Raw genomic sequence first — 15,936 nt, forward strand, 5'->3', positions numbered from 1 at the left:
CATGCCGAGACGCACCGCCCGCTTCCGCCCCCATGCCGCCACCGTCACCCGCCGCGCCGACGGCTGCCTGCTGATGCAGTCGTCAGACGCCCTCGGCCCCGTGGTGGCACGGACCGGTGACTGGCTGCACCGCTGGGCCGCCGCCGCGCCCGAGCGGCTGTTCCTGGCCGAGCGTTCGGGCGCGGGCTGGCGGGGCGAGAGCTATGGCGCGGCGCTGGAGAAGGTGCGCGCCATCGCCTCGGCGCTGCTGGCGCGCGGCATGGGCGCCGGAACGCCGATCCTGGTGCTGTCGGGCAACGGCGTGGACCACGGCCTGCTGGCGCTTGCCGCGCAGTACGTGGGCGTCCCGCTGACCCCGGTGGCCGAGCAGTACGCGCTGGTCGAGGCCGCCCATCCCCGCCTGGCCGAGGTCGCGCGGATCGTCCGCCCCCGGATGGTCTTCGCCGCGGATGCGGGCCGCCATGCCCGCGCCCTTGCCCTGCCGGACCTCGCCGGGGCCGAGATCGTCGCCTCGGACACCGCGGGGCAGGACCGGGTCACGCCCTTCGCCGACCTGCTGAGGGGCGGTGGCGGCGCGCCCGATGCCGCCCACGCCCTGACCGGGCCTGACACCGTGGCGAAGATCCTGATGACCTCGGGATCCACCTCGGCCCCCAAGGGGGTGCTGACGACCCAGCGGATGATGTGCGTGAACCAGGCGCAGCTGGCCCATGCGCTGCCCATGCTGACGGACCGCCCGCCGGTGCTGGTCGACTGGCTGCCCTGGAACCACGTCTTCGGCGGCTCGCACAACTTCAACATGGCGCTGGCCCATGGCGGAACGCTCTACATCGACGACGGCAAGCCCGCGCCGGGCCTGTTCGACCGCACGCTCGAGAACCTGCGCCTTGCCGCGGGCACCCTGTCGTTCAACGTGCCGCTCGGCTACGCGATGCTGGTCGCGGCGCTGGAGAAGGACGCCACGCTGCGCCGCCGCTTCTTCGGCGACCTCGACCTGATGTTCTACGCCGGTGCCTCGCTGCCGCAGGACGTCTGGCAGGCGCTGGAGCGGATGGCGATGGAGGTTCGCGGCGAGGTGCCGCTGATGACCACCTCCTGGGGGCTGACCGAGACGGCCCCGGCCTGCGTGCTCCAGCAGGAGCCGACGGACCGTTCGGGGGTGGTCGGCGTGCCGCTGCCCGGCGTGACGGTGAAGCTTGTGCCCGACCACGACATGCGCTGCGAGATCCGGGTGAAGGGGCCGAACGTGACGCCGGGCTATTTCGGCGATTCCGACCGGACGGCGCAGGCCTTCGACGACGAGGGCTTCCTTGTCACCGGTGACGCGATGCGGTTCGTCGATCCGGACGATCCTGCCCGCGGCCTGCGCTTCGACGGCCGCCTGTCCGAGGATTTCAAGCTGCTCTCGGGGACCTGGGTGCGGGCCACGCAGCTGCGGCTCGAGCTTCTGGCCTGCCTCGCGCCGCTCGCCTCGGACCTGGTGCTGACCGGCGCCGACCGGGACGAGATCGGCGTGCTGATCTTCCCGAACCCCGCCGCCGTCCGTGGCGCGCCGGACGGCGAGGGGGCGCTTCTCGATCCGGAATTGCTGGCCGAGATCCGCCGCCGCCTCGCCGCGCGCCCCGGCACCGCCTCTTCGACCCGCGTCGCGCGCGCGCTCGTGCTGGCCGAGCCGCCTTCGATGCCGGAGGGCGAGGTGACGGCGAAAGGCAACCTCAACATCCGCCGCGTCCTCGCCCGCCGTGCCGCGCTTCTGGACCGGCTCCATGCCGACGACGACCCTGCCGTGACAAGGATCTGACCCCATGATCGACCTCGCCAAGGTCCGCGCCATCGACATCCACACCCACGCCGAAGAGCCCTGCGGCCACCACGCCGACGACGGCTATGACGAGTTGCAGTCGACGATGGCGAAGTATTTCCGCGCACCCTGGACCCATCCCCCGACCATTCCCGAGACCGCGCGGCACTACCGCGACCAGAACATCGCCGCCGTGATCTTCCCCGTCGATGCCGAGCGCGAGACGGGCTATCGCCGCTACCGCAACGAGGAGGTGGCCGAACTCGCCGCCGGGAACGCCGACGTGCTGATCCCCTTCGCCTCCGTCGACCCCTGGAAGGGCAAGATGGGCGTGCGCGAGGCGCGGCGGCTGATCCGCGACTTCGGCATCCGCGGCTTCAAGTTCCACCCGACGATGCAGGGCTTCTTCCCGAACGATCCCATGGCCTATCCGCTTTACGAGGCGATCGAGGAGGAGGGGGGCATCGCGCTGTTCCACACCGGGCAGACCGGGGTCGGGTCGGGGATGCGCGGCGGCAACGGGATGCGGCTGAAGTATTCGAACCCGATGCACGTGGACGACGTGGCCGTCGATTTTCCCGACCTGAAGATCATCCTCGCCCACCCCTCCTTTCCCTGGCAGGAGGAGAGCCTCGCCGTGGCGCAGCACAAGCCCAACGTCTACATCGACCTGTCGGGCTGGTCGCCCCGCTATTTTCCCGAGATCCTGGTGAAATACTGCAACTCGATCCTGAAGAAGAAGGTCCTGTTCGGCTCGGACTGGCCGATGATCGCGCCGGAACGCTGGCTGGCGGATTTCGAGAAGATCGCGATCCGGGACGACCTGCGCCCGGACATCCTGAAGGGCAACGCGGCGCGCCTGCTGGGCCTCGCCTGAGGGAGGGTGCAAGGATCGGCCCCGCTTCGGTCTTCGGACCGCCTCGAACTGCGGGAAGCCTCGCGGAACGGGCGCGCTGGATCACGAGACCATCTTCGGCGGCTGGCCGCAGGAACCGCCCGCACTCCCGAAGGCCGCGACCGGATGTCCCGAGTGCATAGGTGGACAGGCGCAATCCGTCGCCTTCCCGCGTCATGCCACCGGCTCCACCGATTCCCGCGCGGCGAGGCGCAGCGTCTGTCCGCCGAGCTCGCGGAAGGCGCGCTGGCGGCAGGTGAAGACGATGATCTGGAGATCGCCGGCCTGCCGGTGGAGGGCGTCGAACATGCGCTCGATGCGGTCGTCGTCGGTGAAGACCAGCGCGTCGTCGAGCAGGACAGGTGCGTGGCGGCCGTCCTTCGCCAGCATCCGCGCGAAGGCGAGGCGCACGAGCAGCGCGACCTGTTCCTGCGTACCGCCCGAAAGGATGTCGATCGGCTCGGCCTGGCCGTTGCGGGTCAGCGCCTCGGGCAGGAGGGTGTCCTGGGTCCAGGTCAGTTCGGCATCCGGCCAGAGAAGTTGCAGCAGCGGCTTCAGCTCGGCCGCGACCGGCGCGAAGTAGCGTTCGCGCGCCTCGGTGCGGGCGTGGGTCAGAGCGGCTTCGAGACGGCGCAGAACGGCGACCTCGTGGGCGTAACGGGCGAGCTCCGCCTCTGCGGCCGCCAGTTCCTGCTCGCACTCCGCCAACCGTTCCTCGACCGCCTCGCCCGAACCGCGGGCGATGCGTTCGTCCAGCGTCGCGATCTCGGGGCGCAGACGGGCGATGTCGGCGCGGGCCGCCTCGTCCACCGACCGCGCGCGCCGCAGGGTGGCTTCGGCGGCGGCCAGGTCGGGGGCGGCGCGCAGCTTCTCTGCGTGGATGGCCTCTGCCGCCTCGAGTTCCTGGACGGCCTGCCTCATGGCCGCGTCGAGCGCCGCGACCGTGGCATCGCCGAGCGCGGCGAGGGCGGTTTCTGCACGGCCCAGGCGCTCGCGGGCCCCGCACTCCGCCGCGTCGGTGCGGGCCAGCGCCTCGCGCGCCTTTGCCATCGCTTCGGCTGCACTGGCCTGGGTCGACTGGGCGGCGGTCATTGCCGACCCGGCCGCGCCGAGGCTCGCCTCGGTGGCGGCCGGGTCGAGCGGTTCGGCGTCCTCCTCGGCCTCCGGGATGCGCGCCAGCACTTCGCGAAGCTTCTCTATGCCCGCGGGCGCCAGCGCCTCGAACCGCGCCTGCGCCTCGCGCGCCTGTGCCGCCGCACGGGTTCGGGCCTCGGCGGCGGTCCGGGCGGCGGCCAGGTCGGGAAGGCCCAGCCTGTCCAGCTCTTTCGCCAGCGCCTGCTCGGCCCGCTCGACGGCGTCGTCGTCCTGGGCCCCGGCGCCGGGGCGGATCTCGATCTCGCCGAGCCCGTCGATCGCCAGCCGCGCGCCGCGCGGGATGGGGTAGGGGGTTCCGCCATCCAAGGCGGCTCCGTCGAGCATCACCGCCCCGTCGCGTCCTGCCGCGTAGGTGACGACAAGCTGCGTCGCCATCGCGTCGCGGGTCGCCCGCGCCGTGGCGAGGGCCATCGACAGGGTCTCCAGCCTGCGCAGCGCCGCCTGGTCGGGGCCGGTGCGTGCAGCTGCCTCGGCTTCCTCCCTCAGCTTGCGCGCGGCCTCGGCCTCGGCGATGCTCTGGACCAGCTCGGCGCGGCGCTGCGCGCCCTCCCGGGCGGCCTGCTGGCGCCCGGCCCTGCGGTGGTTTTCCTCCGCCTGTCTCAGTGCGGCCTTCGCCTGGTCCAGCGTCGTCTCGGCGGCGGTGAGGGCGGTGCGGGCCGCGGCATGGTCCGCCTGCGCGGCGGCTTTCGCGGCGGCGGCGCCGGTCGCGAGCCCGGCTGCTTCGTCGCGTTCGGCGAGCGCGACGCGCAGGGCTTCCAGCCGGGACTGCGCCGCGGTGACGGCCATGCGGGCGGTGGTCACCTTGCGCGCTTCGACCTCGACGCTCTCGGCATGGCGCTCGGCCATGGTGTGGGCCTTGGTCGCATCGTCGAGACGCTTCTTCCGCGCGGTCACAGCGTCCGGTGCCTCGATCTCGGCCAGTTCGCGCCGCTTGCGCTTGCGCCGGTCCAGCGCGTCGTGCAGCGCCGCCGCCGTGGTCGAAAGCTCCGCCCGGCGCAGGCGCAGCGCCTCGACCCGGTCCGACGCCGCCTTCCACGGCCCGCCCGTCTTCTCGCGCCCCGTCGCGGTGGCAAGCACCGACAGCTCTTCGCGGCAGCGCGCCAGGGCCATGTCCATGCGCCGGCCGCCGGTCATCGCCTCGACCTCTTCCGAGACCGAGGACATCAGGTCGCGCCGGGCCTCCAGCGCCGCCGCCTGCTCCCGGTTCGAGCCGCCGGTGAGGCCGGTCATGCCCTGGCGCACCCAGACCAGCCCCGAGGGGCCACCCGAGGTGCCGCCGACCAGCCGGGCGATCCAGGCCTCGGCCTCGTCGGCCTGGGCGACCAGGCGGCCGGCCTGGCGGACCGTCGCCGCGGGGCGCGAGGTCCAGCGCTTGGCGATGGTGAAGGTGCCGGCATCGGTCTCGACCTCGACCGTCACCTCGGGCGCGCCGCCGGCATGGGGCTTCAGCGCCTTGATCTCCTTGTCGTTGGCGCCGTGGGCCTTGAAGAACAGCGCCTGGACGGCGTCGAACAGGGTCGACTTGCCATGCTCGTTCGGCTCGCAGAGGACGTTCAGCCCGTCGCCGATGCCGGTGAGGCCCGTCGGCGCGGTGAAGCGGCGGACGTTGTTCAGGGTGATGGCGCGGAGCTTCATTGACGGGCCTCCTTCACATAGGCGTAGAGCCGGGCGAGCGCGTCGGCCGCCACCTCGCGGTCCTCGCGCGACAGGGTCTCGCCCCCGGCTTCGGTCATCAGCGCGTCGGCGGCGAGCCGCAGGGCACCGCCGCGGTCGATCTCGTCGAGATCGGCCAGTTCGTACTGTGTCTGGAGCGCGCCCGTCCGCAACTCGAAGTGCGCGAACTCGGGGCCGATGCGGTCGGCCGCGCGTTTCAGTTCGGCCTGTTCGGGCAGGCCCGCCCAACCCGTCGCGTTGACCCGCACCAGCCGGTCCCGGCGGGCCTCGGCCGGCAGCAGGTCCAGCAGCGCCGCGGCGGCGTCCTGGCGGGGCGTGAGCGGCAGGTCGAGGTCCTGCCAGAGGAAGCTGCCCGTCTCGATCTCCTCGACCCGGGGCGCGGCGCCGAGGCCGTCGATGCCGACCGCAAGGCAGACGCCGCGCCGACCATGCTTGAAGCGATCCTGTTCCGGGCTGCCCGGGTAGTGCACCCGTGGCCCGATCTGCATCCGGCCGTGCCAGTCGCCGAGCGCCAGGTAGTCGAGCCGCGCCGACCGGTCGCGATCCGGCGGGACGTTGGCGCCCTCGTCCGTGAAGTCCGTCACCGCGCCATGGGCCAGCCCGATGCGCAGCGTTCCCTCGTCCGAGGGCATCGTCACCAGCGCCTCGGTGGCGTCGGCGCCGGAGGAGCGCCATTCGACGGGGCAGGGCAGGAGGGTCGCCTCGGGCGAGAGGCTCACCGGCTCGGGCGCGGTGAGGCAGCGGACGTTGCCCGGCGCCTCGCGCGCGATCATGTCCCAGAGCGGCTCGGCCTCGCGCAGGTTGTCGTGGTTGCCGGGCAGCAGCCACCAGCGCAGGCCGGAATCCTCGGCCATCGCCGCGATCGCCTGGCGCACGACGGGCAGCGAGGGCGTCGGGGTGTCGAAGGTGTCCCCCGCGACCAGGATGTCGGCCGCGCCCTGGGCGCGCGCGGCGGCGGCGATCCGGGCGATGGCACCGTGGCGGGCTTCGCGCAGCCGGCCGCGGATGCTGCCATCCGGCGGCTCGGGGATGTTGGCGAACTTGGTGCCGAGGTGCAGGTCGGAGGTGTGGATGAAACGGAAGGTCATGGATTACTCCTGAACGGCAAGCAGGGCCGGCGGGCGGGCCGGATGTATCGAGCCTTGAGGGACGGGCACGACAGATGCTGTCGTGCAGGGGGCAGACCTGACCGGCTTTGCAGTTGATCTCCGTGAACGCATGCGGAACATCTCAGGGCAGAACGTCCCCGTTGCGCTGCGGATCGGCGAGCAGCCTGCGCAGACCTTCGGGAGACACCACCTCGACCGAATCGCCCCAGCTCAGAAGGTGCCAGGCCATCTCGAGCCAGCCCGAGGCGGTGAATCGCACCTCCAGCCGCCCGTCCGCAAGGGGCCGGCTGCTCTGCGTCGGGTGAAACCGCCACTCTGCGGCACGGTCCGCCGCCTGCTGCGAGAACCGCAGCACGACCTCGCCGTATTCCTCCTCGGCCTGGTACGAGCCAAAGGCGCGCGCCGCATGTTCGGACAGGCTGAAGCCCGGGTCGCGGGCGAAGGGCGTCCGCGTCGGCAGGACATCGGTCATCCTGTCCAGCCGGAAATGGCGCAGCACCGTGCCGTCGTCCGTCTGCTTCGCGACGAGGTAGCGACGCGCGCCGATCAGGATGCCATAGGGCTCCACCTCGCGCGCCTTCCCGGAATAGGAGAAGCGCAGCAGCCAAGGCCCCTTCAGCGCCTGCGCCACGGCGTCCGCCGTGCCCGGGTCGATCTGGACGAAGGGCCCGGGCCGCGCTGCGACCCCGTGCGCCTCGAGCATCGCGTCGGCATCGGCCTCGGCCGCCCGCGCCGCGGTCGGGGGAAGCGCCGCCAGAAGCCGGTCGCGCAGGCTGGAGAGCGCATCGGCCTCGCGCCGGTCGCCCTGCGCCTCGAGCGCAGCGATGCCGCCCTCCAGCGCCTCCAGCTCCTCGGCCCCCCGCAGGCGCATCCGCGCGACCGGCATCTCCTTCAGTCGCCACCGTCTCTTGCGGTCTGCACCGTCGTGGACCTCGACCGCGTGGGGAAAGATCTGGACGAGCGCGCGGACCATGCGTTGAGCGGTGCGTTCATGGACATGGAATTCCCCCGCGATTTCCTCGAGGGAGACGCCGGAATAGCGGGAGGCCGCCAGATCCGCGAGACGCAGCAATTCTATGGCATTGGAATACGAGATGGGTGATCCTCCCTTTGCCCCAGACAGGAGCTTGGTCCTCCCCGAGGGTGGAGTATCCGAACGCCAATATCCAGCCGCACAAACTCGATGAACCTCTTGCCGAAAGAACCCGCGCCTTCATGTCGGCTGAACGGAGTCGGACCCGATGTTCCGGTCGGCGGGTGTGCCGCACTCCGGCAGATGGAAGCAAGAGGGGGAGAGCCGTCCTTCGGGAGAGTGTAGAGGCAAGCCCTGTCACCGGGTCGTGGAAAATTGCCTTGGCCTTACAACTCAGGAAGCGGGCTGGTCCGCCCTGTCTGTTTGCCGCGCAAGGGGGAGGCGGATCTCGACGGCGCCGCCGCCGGTGGAGTCGGCAACGCGGGCCGATCCGCCGTGGACTTCCGCGACCTGTCTGACGATGGAAAGGCCAAGACCGCACCCGCCCGATGCATCGTCGCTCATCCGGAAGAACCGGTCGAAAACGCGCTCTCGCTGGTCGTCGGGAATACCCGGTCCCGAATCCGCCACGCGGACGACGACATCGGTCTCGTCGAACCTCACTTCCAGTCCGACCTCGCCCCCGTCGGGACAGCCGTACCTGCTGGCATTGTCCAGCAGGTTCTCGATCGCTTCGGACAGCATGACGGGATCGCCCGGAACCGGGCGTTCCTCGCCGCTCACCTGAAACGAGACGGACACGTCGCGCCGCAGTTCACGCTCGGCGAACCGCTTCACGAGGTCCTCCGCCAGCGCCCGGACATTCACGGCCTCCAGCTTTCTGGTGGCGGCGCGACCACGGGCCTTTTCCATCGACAGGAGCTGCTGCGTCAGGCGGCCGGTGCGCCGTGCCGTCTCGGCAAGGTCGCGGACGCGGACGCGCAATTCTCCCTCGTCCGGTGCGGTGGTGGCCGCCTCGGCCTGCGCCTGAATGGCGGCGACCGGATTGCGCAGCTGATGCGCCGCGTCCGAGATGAAGGCATCGCGCACCGTGAAGGCCTCGGACAGCCGGGCGAACAGCGAGTTCATGGCCGCGACGAGACTGCGGACCTCTTTCGGAACCGCCTGCCTGATGGGACCGAGATCGGCGGGCGACCGCTGGGCGACGGCATTGCGCAGGTCCAGAAGCGGCCTGAGCCCGAGGTTGATCCCGAACCACACGAGCAGCGCGGCCGTCGCCACCACGATCGTCATCAGGATGATGGACTGCATCAACAGCGACAGGCTGAGGGCGTTGCGCTGCTCGACGGTCTGCCAGACGTCGACCGTGACCCAGCCGCCGAATTGCGGTTCGGAGATGAATTCGCGCAAGGCCACGACGCGGACCGGTTCGCCGAGGCTTACCGCATCATAGAAATATGGAATGCCGGACGGGACTTCGCCCCCCTCTGGGCGCTCGGGCGCATCCGAATAGCCGGTCACGAACCGCCCGTCGGGTCCCTCGACGCGATAGTAGACCGGATCCCCGAGGGCCCGGGTCAGGGCGTCGAGCAGCTGTTCGGTCAGCAGGTCGCCTTCGCTGAGCACCACGTCGCGCGAAATCGTCAGGGCGACCGCCAGCAGCGTATTGTCGTAGAGGCGCCGAGACGTCTGTTCCGCCATGATGTAGCGCGCGACAGCCGCCAGGGCGGCGACGGCGACAAGGGGCAGTATGATCAGGACGAAGAGCCGGCTGCGCAGCGACCAGCGGTTCATCTGGTGTCGTCGTCCAGGAGATATCCCAGGCCGCGTGCCGTGCGGATCGTTGCTCCGGTCCCGGACAGCTTTCGCCGCAGGCGGGAGACCAGCAGTTCCACGGCGTTCGCCTCGATATCCGCTCCCACCCCGTAGAGCTTGTCGCAGATGCGGTCCTTGGAGACGATCCGGCCGCAGTGGTCCAGGAGGCATTCGAACAGGGCGAGTTCGCGGCGGGGCAGGTCGATCGGTCCGTCGGGGCCGGTCAGGCTGCGCGACACGCGGTCGAAGCGCAGGCGGCCGATCTTCGTCTCGCCTGTCTGGATGTCGGGTTTGCGCCGCGACAACGCCCGTATCCGGGCGGCAAGCTCGGCCATCTCGAAGGGTTTGCCGAGGTAATCGTCGGCACCGGCATCCAGTCCCGTGATCCGGTCGCCGAGTTCGGTGCGCGCCGTGAGCATGATCACCGGGATGTGGCTTCCGCGCGCGCGCAGCGCGCGCACGATCTCGAAACCGCCCAAACCGGGCAGGTTGACGTCTATGATCGCGAGGTCGGCGCCCTCTGCCTCGAGGAACCTGCTGCCCTCGGTTCCGTCCGGCAGCCAGTCCACGGCGTGGCCCTGATCGTGCAGCGCGTTCACGATCCCCTTGGCGAGCCTCTCGCTGTCTTCGATCAGGACGATCCGCATTTCTTTCAGCCTGACAGGTTCTGGACAGGATGCGACATTATTGTGCTGCTTATCAAGGCGCCCGGGCACGAGGACACCCGGTCGTCTCGTGTACGGGAGGAGCACGGGAGGCTGGTGTCATCCGCGATGACGCCTTTGCTGCAAATCCAGAACAAGAAGTCGCAACGGGGAGGAACCCAAATGAAAGCACTGTTCAACACCACGCGCCGTGGCGCGATCGCCATGACATTCGGCGCGGCAGCATCCTTCATGCTGGCCGGGGCCGCATCGGCCGAAGTGTCGTTCGAGGGCAAGACCATCGAATGGATCATTCCGTTCTCCGCCGGCGGCGGGTCCGACACCTGGGCGCGGTTCAACGCGCCGCTTCTGGGCAAGTACCTGCCGGGCCAGCCGACCGTGGTTGTCGTCAACGAACCCGGCGGCGGCTCGACCAAGGGCACCAACCTTTTCGCCGCCCGCGCCAAGCCGGACGGGCTGACCATCCTCGGCACGTCGGGATCCACGCAGTTTCCCTACCTGCTGGGCGATCCCCGGGTGCGCTACGAATACGCCGACTGGAAGATCGTCATGGCCTCGCCGACCGGCGGCGTCGTCTACACCTCTCCGTCCACCGGCGTCACCAGCCCCGAGGAGATCGGCAAGCTGGCAGACCAGAAGCTGATCTACGCGAGCCAGGGCGCCACCTCGCTGGACCTCGTGCCGCTGCTCGGGTTCAAGCTGATGGGCCTCGACGTGCAGCACGTGTTCGGCTTCAAGGGGCGCGGCGATGGCCGTCTCGCCTTCGAGCGGGGAGAGACCAACATCGATTACCAGACCTCGTCCGCCTACATCAAGAACGTGCAGCCGCTGGTCGAGGCGGGCACCGCGGTGCCGCTGTTCAGCTGGGGCGTTCTGGACGAGAACGGCAACCTGACCCGCGACCCGACCTTCCCGGACCTGCCGCATTTCGGCGAAGCCTATGAAATGATCACCGGCAAGGCGCCGGAGGGTCCGGAATACGACGCCTACTTCGCCTTCTTCACCGCCGGTTTCCCGGCCCAGAAGATGGTGTTCCTGCCCGCAGGCACGCCGCAGGAGATCGTCGACGCCTACCAGGCTGCGGTCGAGGCGATGAAGGCCGATCCGGAGTACCAGGCCAACAAGGAAGCCGTCCTCGGCACCTACGAGCAGGTGACCGGCCAGGCTGCTCAGGCGCTGTTCGAGAAGGGCACGCAGATCACCCCCGAACTGCGCAAGCAGGTCGTGGACATGCTGGCGGCCGACTACGGCGTCCAGCTCGGCTCGGACTGAGCCCGCGCGGCTCCGCCGACCCCATCCGGGTACCCCGCGTGGCCTGCCGCATCCCGTGAGCAGGCCACGCTGACACCCTCTCGACATTCCCACGCCCATATTGCCCGGTGCCGCGCTGCGCCGGGCCGGAGGACACCGTCATGATGGACACTCTACTTGCCGCCCTGGCTGCATTGCTCACTCTGCAGCACCTGGCCTACATGCTGCTCGGTGTCTCCCTGGGGCTGGTGATCGGCATCATCCCCGGTCTCGGGGGCATTGCCGGGCTCTCGCTGCTGGTGCCGTTCCTCTACGGGATGGACCCGATCTCGGCCCTCGGGATGCTCATCGGCCTTGTCGCCGTGATCCCGACATCCGACACGTTCTCCTCGGTTCTGATGGGCATCCCCGGATCGAGCGCCAGCCAGGCCACCGTGCTTGACGGCTTTCCGATGGCGAAGCAGGGCCAGGCCGCGCGCGCGCTGTCGGCGGCCTTCATCTCGTCGCTCTTCGGCGGCGTGGTCGGTGCCGTCATCCTGACCGGCTTCGTGCTGATCGCGCGGCCGCTGATCCTTCTGTTCGGGTCGGCCGAGCTCTTCATGCTGGCGCTCTTCGGCCTCTCCATGGTCGCCGTGCTGGCGGGCCGCAGCCTGCCCAAGGGGCTCGCGGCCTGTGCCGTCGGCCTTCTGATCGGGTCGATCGGCGGCGCCCCGGCGACCGGTGAATTCCGCATGATCTTCGGCACCGAATACCTCTACGACGGCATCCCGCTGGTCATCATCGGCCTGGGTCTCTTCGCCGTCCCGGAGATCTCGGACCTTCTGCGCAAGAACAGCTCGATCGCCGAGGGCAACACGCTCGGCTCCGGCTGGGGCATGGGCTTCCGGGACTGGTGGAAGAACATCTTCCTGTCGATCCGCTGCTCGGGCTTCGGCTGCATGATCGGCGCCATCCCCGGCCTCGGGGGATCGGTCGTCGACTGGATCGCCTACGGCCATGCGGTGCAGACCGCGAAGGACACCTCGCAGTTCGGCAAGGGCGACCCCCGTGGCGTCGTGGCCCCGGAAAGCGCCAACAACGCGATGCAGGGCGGTGCCCTCCTGCCCACGATGCTCTTCGGCATCCCCGGTTCGGGGTCGATGGCGGTGTTCCTGGGCGGCATGGTGCTGATCGGGATCGAGCCGGGCCCCTCGATGGTCGGACCCGACCTCAACGTGACCTATTCGATCATCTGGTCCCTGGCGCTGGCCAACATCATGGGTGCCGGCATCTGCCTTGCCCTTGCCCGTCCGATCTCGAAGCTGACCGCGATCCCGTTCCAGCTGCTCGCCCCCTGCATGATCGCGCTGATCTGCTTCGCGGCCTTCCAGGCGACCCGCGACCTGGCCGACCTCGTGGCGCTCCTGGTCATCGGCCTTGTCGGCATCCTGATGAAGCGCTTCGGCTGGCCGCGTCCCGCGCTGCTGATCGGCTACGTGCTCGCTCCGCAGGCCGAGACCTTCTTCTACCAGGCGCTGCAGTTCAACGGCTGGGAATTCCTGGTCCGTCCCGGCGTGCTGATCATCGCCGCCCTGACGCTGGCCTCGATCTACTTCGGCCTGAAGAACCGCGTGGACGACACCGGCCCGACCGGCGAGGTCGTGCAGACCTCGCGGGCCAGCCGCAACATCCAGATCGCCTTTGCCCTGGCCATGATGGTGTTCTTCGGCCTGGCGCTCTGGGATGCGTCGCAGCACACGATGCTGGGCGCGGTCTTCCCGATGGGTGTCGGGATCGTCGGCGTGGTCTTCGGCGCGATCCTTCTTGTCCACCTGTGGATGGGACACGAGGACCACCCGGCCTTCTTCGACTACGAGATCGTGGGCGACCATGTCGGCAAGGAAGGCAACAGCTGGTTCTGGACCGGCCCCGCCTGGATCGCCGGACTTGTCGCGGCGACGGCGCTTCTGGGTTTCTACATCGCGATGATCCTCTTCTTCATCGCATTCCTGCAACTGCGGGCGAAGGCCTCCTGGTTCACGACGATCGTGATGACGGCTTGCGCGGCGGGTTTCATCCTGGGCCTTGCCTACATGCTCAGCCTGAACTTCCCGTCCGGATGGCTGCAGAGCGCCTACGACCTGCCCTGGCCGATCCGCTGAGGAGTCCTGCGATGACACAGACCGCCATTCCCTACCACTTCCTGCGCGGCGGCACGTCGCGCGGGCCCTACTTCAACCGGGCCGATCTGCCCGAGGACCGCGAGACGCTGGCGGAGGTGCTGCTGGCGGTCCTGGGCTCGGGCCATCCGCTCAACATCGACGGGCTCGGCGGCGGGGCGGCGGTGACGACCAAGGTCGTGATGCTGTCGCGCTCGACCGATCCGGGCGCGGACGTCGACTACTTCTTTGCCCAAGTCTCGGTCGAGGGCCGGACCGTCGACTTCAAGCCCACCTGCGGGAACATGCTGTCAGGTGTCGGGCCGGCTGCGCTGGAAATGGGGCTGGTCGAGGCGACGGGCGACGTCACCCGTATCCGGGTTCTGTCGGTCAACACCGGCGCCCGGGTCGAGGCGGTGGTCGAGACGCCGGGCGGCAAGGTGCGCTATGACGGCGGCGCCGCCATCGACGGGGTGCCGGGGACGGCCGCGCCGATCTACCTGAACTTCATGGATGTCGTCGGCTCCGGCACCGGGGCGCTGCTGCCGACCGGGTCGGTCCGCGACGTGATCGACGGGATCGAGGTGACCTGCATGGATGTCGCCATGCCGGTGGTCATCGCCCGCGCGGCGGATTTCGGTCTCACCGGCCATGAAACCGCCGCCGAGCTCGACGCCAACCGCGCCTTCTACGCCGGGATGGAGCCAATCCGCATCGAGGCGGGCAGGCGCATGGGCATGGGCGACGTATCGGGCTCTGTGACGCCGAAGTTCGGGCTGCTGGCCGAACCGCGCGCCGGCGGCACCGTCGCGGCGCGCTACTTCATGCCGAAGAACTGTCACCCGACGATGGCGGTGACGGGGGCGCAATGTCTCGCCTCCTGCGTGCTGACACCGGGAACGGTCGCCGAGGGGCTGTTCACGCCGCCCCAGGGCAAACCGGCGCTGGTGGTGATCGAACATCCGTCGGGCAGCATCGACGTGACGGTCGATTACGACACCGGGCCGGGCGGTTTCCAACTGCGATCCGCGGGTCTGCTGCGCACGGCGCGGTTGCTGGCGCGCGGCGAGGTCTTTGTGCCGGAACGCATCTGGAAAGGGCTTTAACCCGCACCGGAGCGGGTATAGTATACTGTAGTATACAATGGAGCATCCAAGATGAATGCCGACATTTCCGAATGCATCACGCTCGCCAAGGCCGAGCTTCAGGCGGCCCGGCAGAAGATCGCGACCGAGATCTCAGAGTATCCGACCCCGATTTCAGGATGCGATGCGCAGTTCAACCACCTGCTGGCACAACGCCAGCAGGTGAGTGCCGCCCTCGAGGCGCTGACATCGCTCCCCCACGTGCCCACGCCGCGACAGCCCTAGGCGGCGGATTCAAGCGGCGCGGGACCGGTCCTCAGGATCGGTCGCGCGCGCCCTTGCGCACGCCCAGCATCTTCGCGGCGATCGGCGCGCCGGTGATCACCAGGATGATCCGCGTCAGGTGATGCGTGATGACAAAGCCGAGGTCCGCGCCCGCAACGATGGCCAGCACCGTCATCTCGGCCTGGCCGCCGGGGGCATAGGACAGGAAGGCCTCGACCGGCCGGGCAAAGCCCGTCAGCGTCACGATCTCGGTAAAGGCGGCGGCAAGCATTGCGAGGACAAGGACGAAGGCGACGCCCGCGACGACGACCTGCCTCAGTTCGCGCAGGGTGACGCCGACGTAGAACACGCCGATTCCCATGCCGATGAAATACTGCGCCGCAAGGATCGCCTCCTTCGGCGGGCGCATGTGGATCCACCCGGCGAGCGAGAACACCGCCGCCACGATCATCGGCCCGAGGATCGAGGCGCCGAAGAGCCCGATGCGCTCGCCCCCCTTCCAGCCGACGAGGGCGGCGACGGCCATCAGGGCAAGCTCCTTCAGGGGGATCGTCGTGGCCGGCGCACCGATCGGGTTGGTCAGCGTCACGCCGTAAAGCTGCGTCAGCAGGACGGGCGCGATGGTGACGATGATCAGGACCCGCGTCGCATGGACGAGCGACAGGGTCCGCACGTTGCCGCCCGCGGCTTCGCCGAAGATGACCATGTCCTGCAATCCCCCCGGCATGGCGGCATAGAAGGACGTGACCGGATCGAAGCCGAAGAGACGGTTGAAGAAGGGCACGCCGATCAGCGCGATGACGGTGATGTAGACGGGGATCAGTGCCACCGACCCCACCATCAGGGGCAGCTGGTGCAGCAGCGCGGGCGTGATCGACGCGCCGACGGCAACGCCGAGGATCGTCCGCGCGCCGACCGAGACCTGGCCCAGCCCCTTCAACGGCGCGCCGAGCAGGGCGGCGATCAGGCAGGCGGCCATCGGTCCGAAAAGGAAGGGCAGGGGGAGCCCGAAGAGCGTGAAGGCAAGCGTTCCCAGTGCCGCCACGAGCAACGTCAGCAGCCGGGGAGGGGTGCGCCGCAACAGGTTCAT

The 15,936-nt window shown here is 69.5% G+C and carries 12 protein-coding genes; 6 read left to right on the forward strand and 6 right to left on the reverse strand.

The features are described 5' to 3' along the window. Position 1 precedes the first annotated feature (1 nt). Both A7B20_RS07520 and A7B20_RS07525 read left to right on the forward strand, forming a co-directional pair. The gene (locus A7B20_RS07520; protein WP_102107952.1) at positions 2 to 1,801 is read left to right on the forward strand and encodes a feruloyl-CoA synthase; all 1,800 of its coding nucleotides are present in this window, start codon (positions 2 to 4) and stop codon (positions 1,799 to 1,801) included. Positions 1,802 to 1,805: 4 nt separating this feature from the next. Continuing rightward, entirely contained in the window at positions 1,806 to 2,678 is an 873-nt protein-coding gene (locus tag A7B20_RS07525; protein ID WP_102107953.1) for an amidohydrolase family protein, read from the forward strand. 192 nt (positions 2,679 to 2,870) lie between these two features. Here A7B20_RS07525 and A7B20_RS07530 read toward each other — a convergent pair whose 3' ends face one another. From A7B20_RS07530 to A7B20_RS07550, 5 genes are all read right to left on the reverse strand, one after another. Continuing rightward, a complete protein-coding gene (locus A7B20_RS07530; RefSeq protein ID WP_102107954.1) occupies positions 2,871 to 5,486 on the reverse strand; it encodes an AAA family ATPase in 2,616 nt (871 codons plus the stop codon). Beyond that, positions 5,483 to 6,613: a metallophosphoesterase family protein gene (locus A7B20_RS07535; protein WP_102107955.1), complete on the reverse strand. Its 1,131-nt coding sequence runs from the start codon at positions 6,611 to 6,613 to the stop codon at positions 5,483 to 5,485. The genes A7B20_RS07530 and A7B20_RS07535 overlap by 4 nt, the downstream gene beginning before the upstream one ends. A 142-nt stretch (positions 6,614 to 6,755) precedes the next feature. After that, the gene (locus A7B20_RS07540; protein ID WP_216641178.1) at positions 6,756 to 7,706 is read right to left on the reverse strand and encodes a helix-turn-helix transcriptional regulator; all 951 of its coding nucleotides are present in this window, start codon (positions 7,704 to 7,706) and stop codon (positions 6,756 to 6,758) included. A 294-nt stretch (positions 7,707 to 8,000) separates the two neighbouring features. Next, on the reverse strand, positions 8,001 to 9,401 hold the full coding sequence (locus tag A7B20_RS07545) for a sensor histidine kinase (protein WP_102107957.1): 1,401 nt from the start codon (positions 9,399 to 9,401) through the stop codon (positions 8,001 to 8,003). Further along, a complete protein-coding gene (locus A7B20_RS07550; RefSeq protein ID WP_102107958.1) occupies positions 9,398 to 10,069 on the reverse strand; it encodes a response regulator transcription factor in 672 nt (223 codons plus the stop codon). The genes A7B20_RS07545 and A7B20_RS07550 overlap by 4 nt, the downstream gene beginning before the upstream one ends. A 180-nt stretch (positions 10,070 to 10,249) precedes the next feature. Here A7B20_RS07550 and A7B20_RS07555 point away from each other — a divergent pair, with 180 nt between their 5' ends. The 4 genes from A7B20_RS07555 (at position 10,250) to A7B20_RS07570 (ending at position 14,846) form a co-directional block, all read left to right on the forward strand. Continuing rightward, entirely contained in the window at positions 10,250 to 11,359 is a 1,110-nt protein-coding gene (locus A7B20_RS07555) for a Bug family tripartite tricarboxylate transporter substrate binding protein (RefSeq protein WP_102107959.1), read from the forward strand. Between the two features lie 143 nt (positions 11,360 to 11,502). After that, entirely contained in the window at positions 11,503 to 13,479 is a 1,977-nt protein-coding gene (locus A7B20_RS07560) for a tripartite tricarboxylate transporter permease (RefSeq protein ID WP_425437129.1), read from the forward strand. Between the two features lie 11 nt (positions 13,480 to 13,490). Continuing rightward, on the forward strand, positions 13,491 to 14,582 hold the full coding sequence (locus tag A7B20_RS07565) for a 4-oxalomesaconate tautomerase (RefSeq protein ID WP_102107961.1): 1,092 nt from the start codon (positions 13,491 to 13,493) through the stop codon (positions 14,580 to 14,582). A gap of 51 nt (positions 14,583 to 14,633) precedes the next feature. Then, positions 14,634 to 14,846, forward strand: a complete 213-nt coding sequence (locus A7B20_RS07570; protein ID WP_102107962.1) for a hypothetical protein — start codon at positions 14,634 to 14,636, stop codon at positions 14,844 to 14,846. 31 nt (positions 14,847 to 14,877) lie between these two features. On the opposite strand, the gene A7B20_RS07575 is transcribed toward A7B20_RS07570, so the two are convergent. Beyond that, the gene (locus A7B20_RS07575; protein WP_102107963.1) at positions 14,878 to 15,936 is read right to left on the reverse strand and encodes an AbrB family transcriptional regulator; all 1,059 of its coding nucleotides are present in this window, start codon (positions 15,934 to 15,936) and stop codon (positions 14,878 to 14,880) included.

Source organism: Oceaniglobus roseus (assembly GCF_002869745.1).
In the GTDB taxonomy this organism is placed as follows: Bacteria; Pseudomonadota; Alphaproteobacteria; order Rhodobacterales; family Rhodobacteraceae; genus Oceaniglobus; species Oceaniglobus roseus.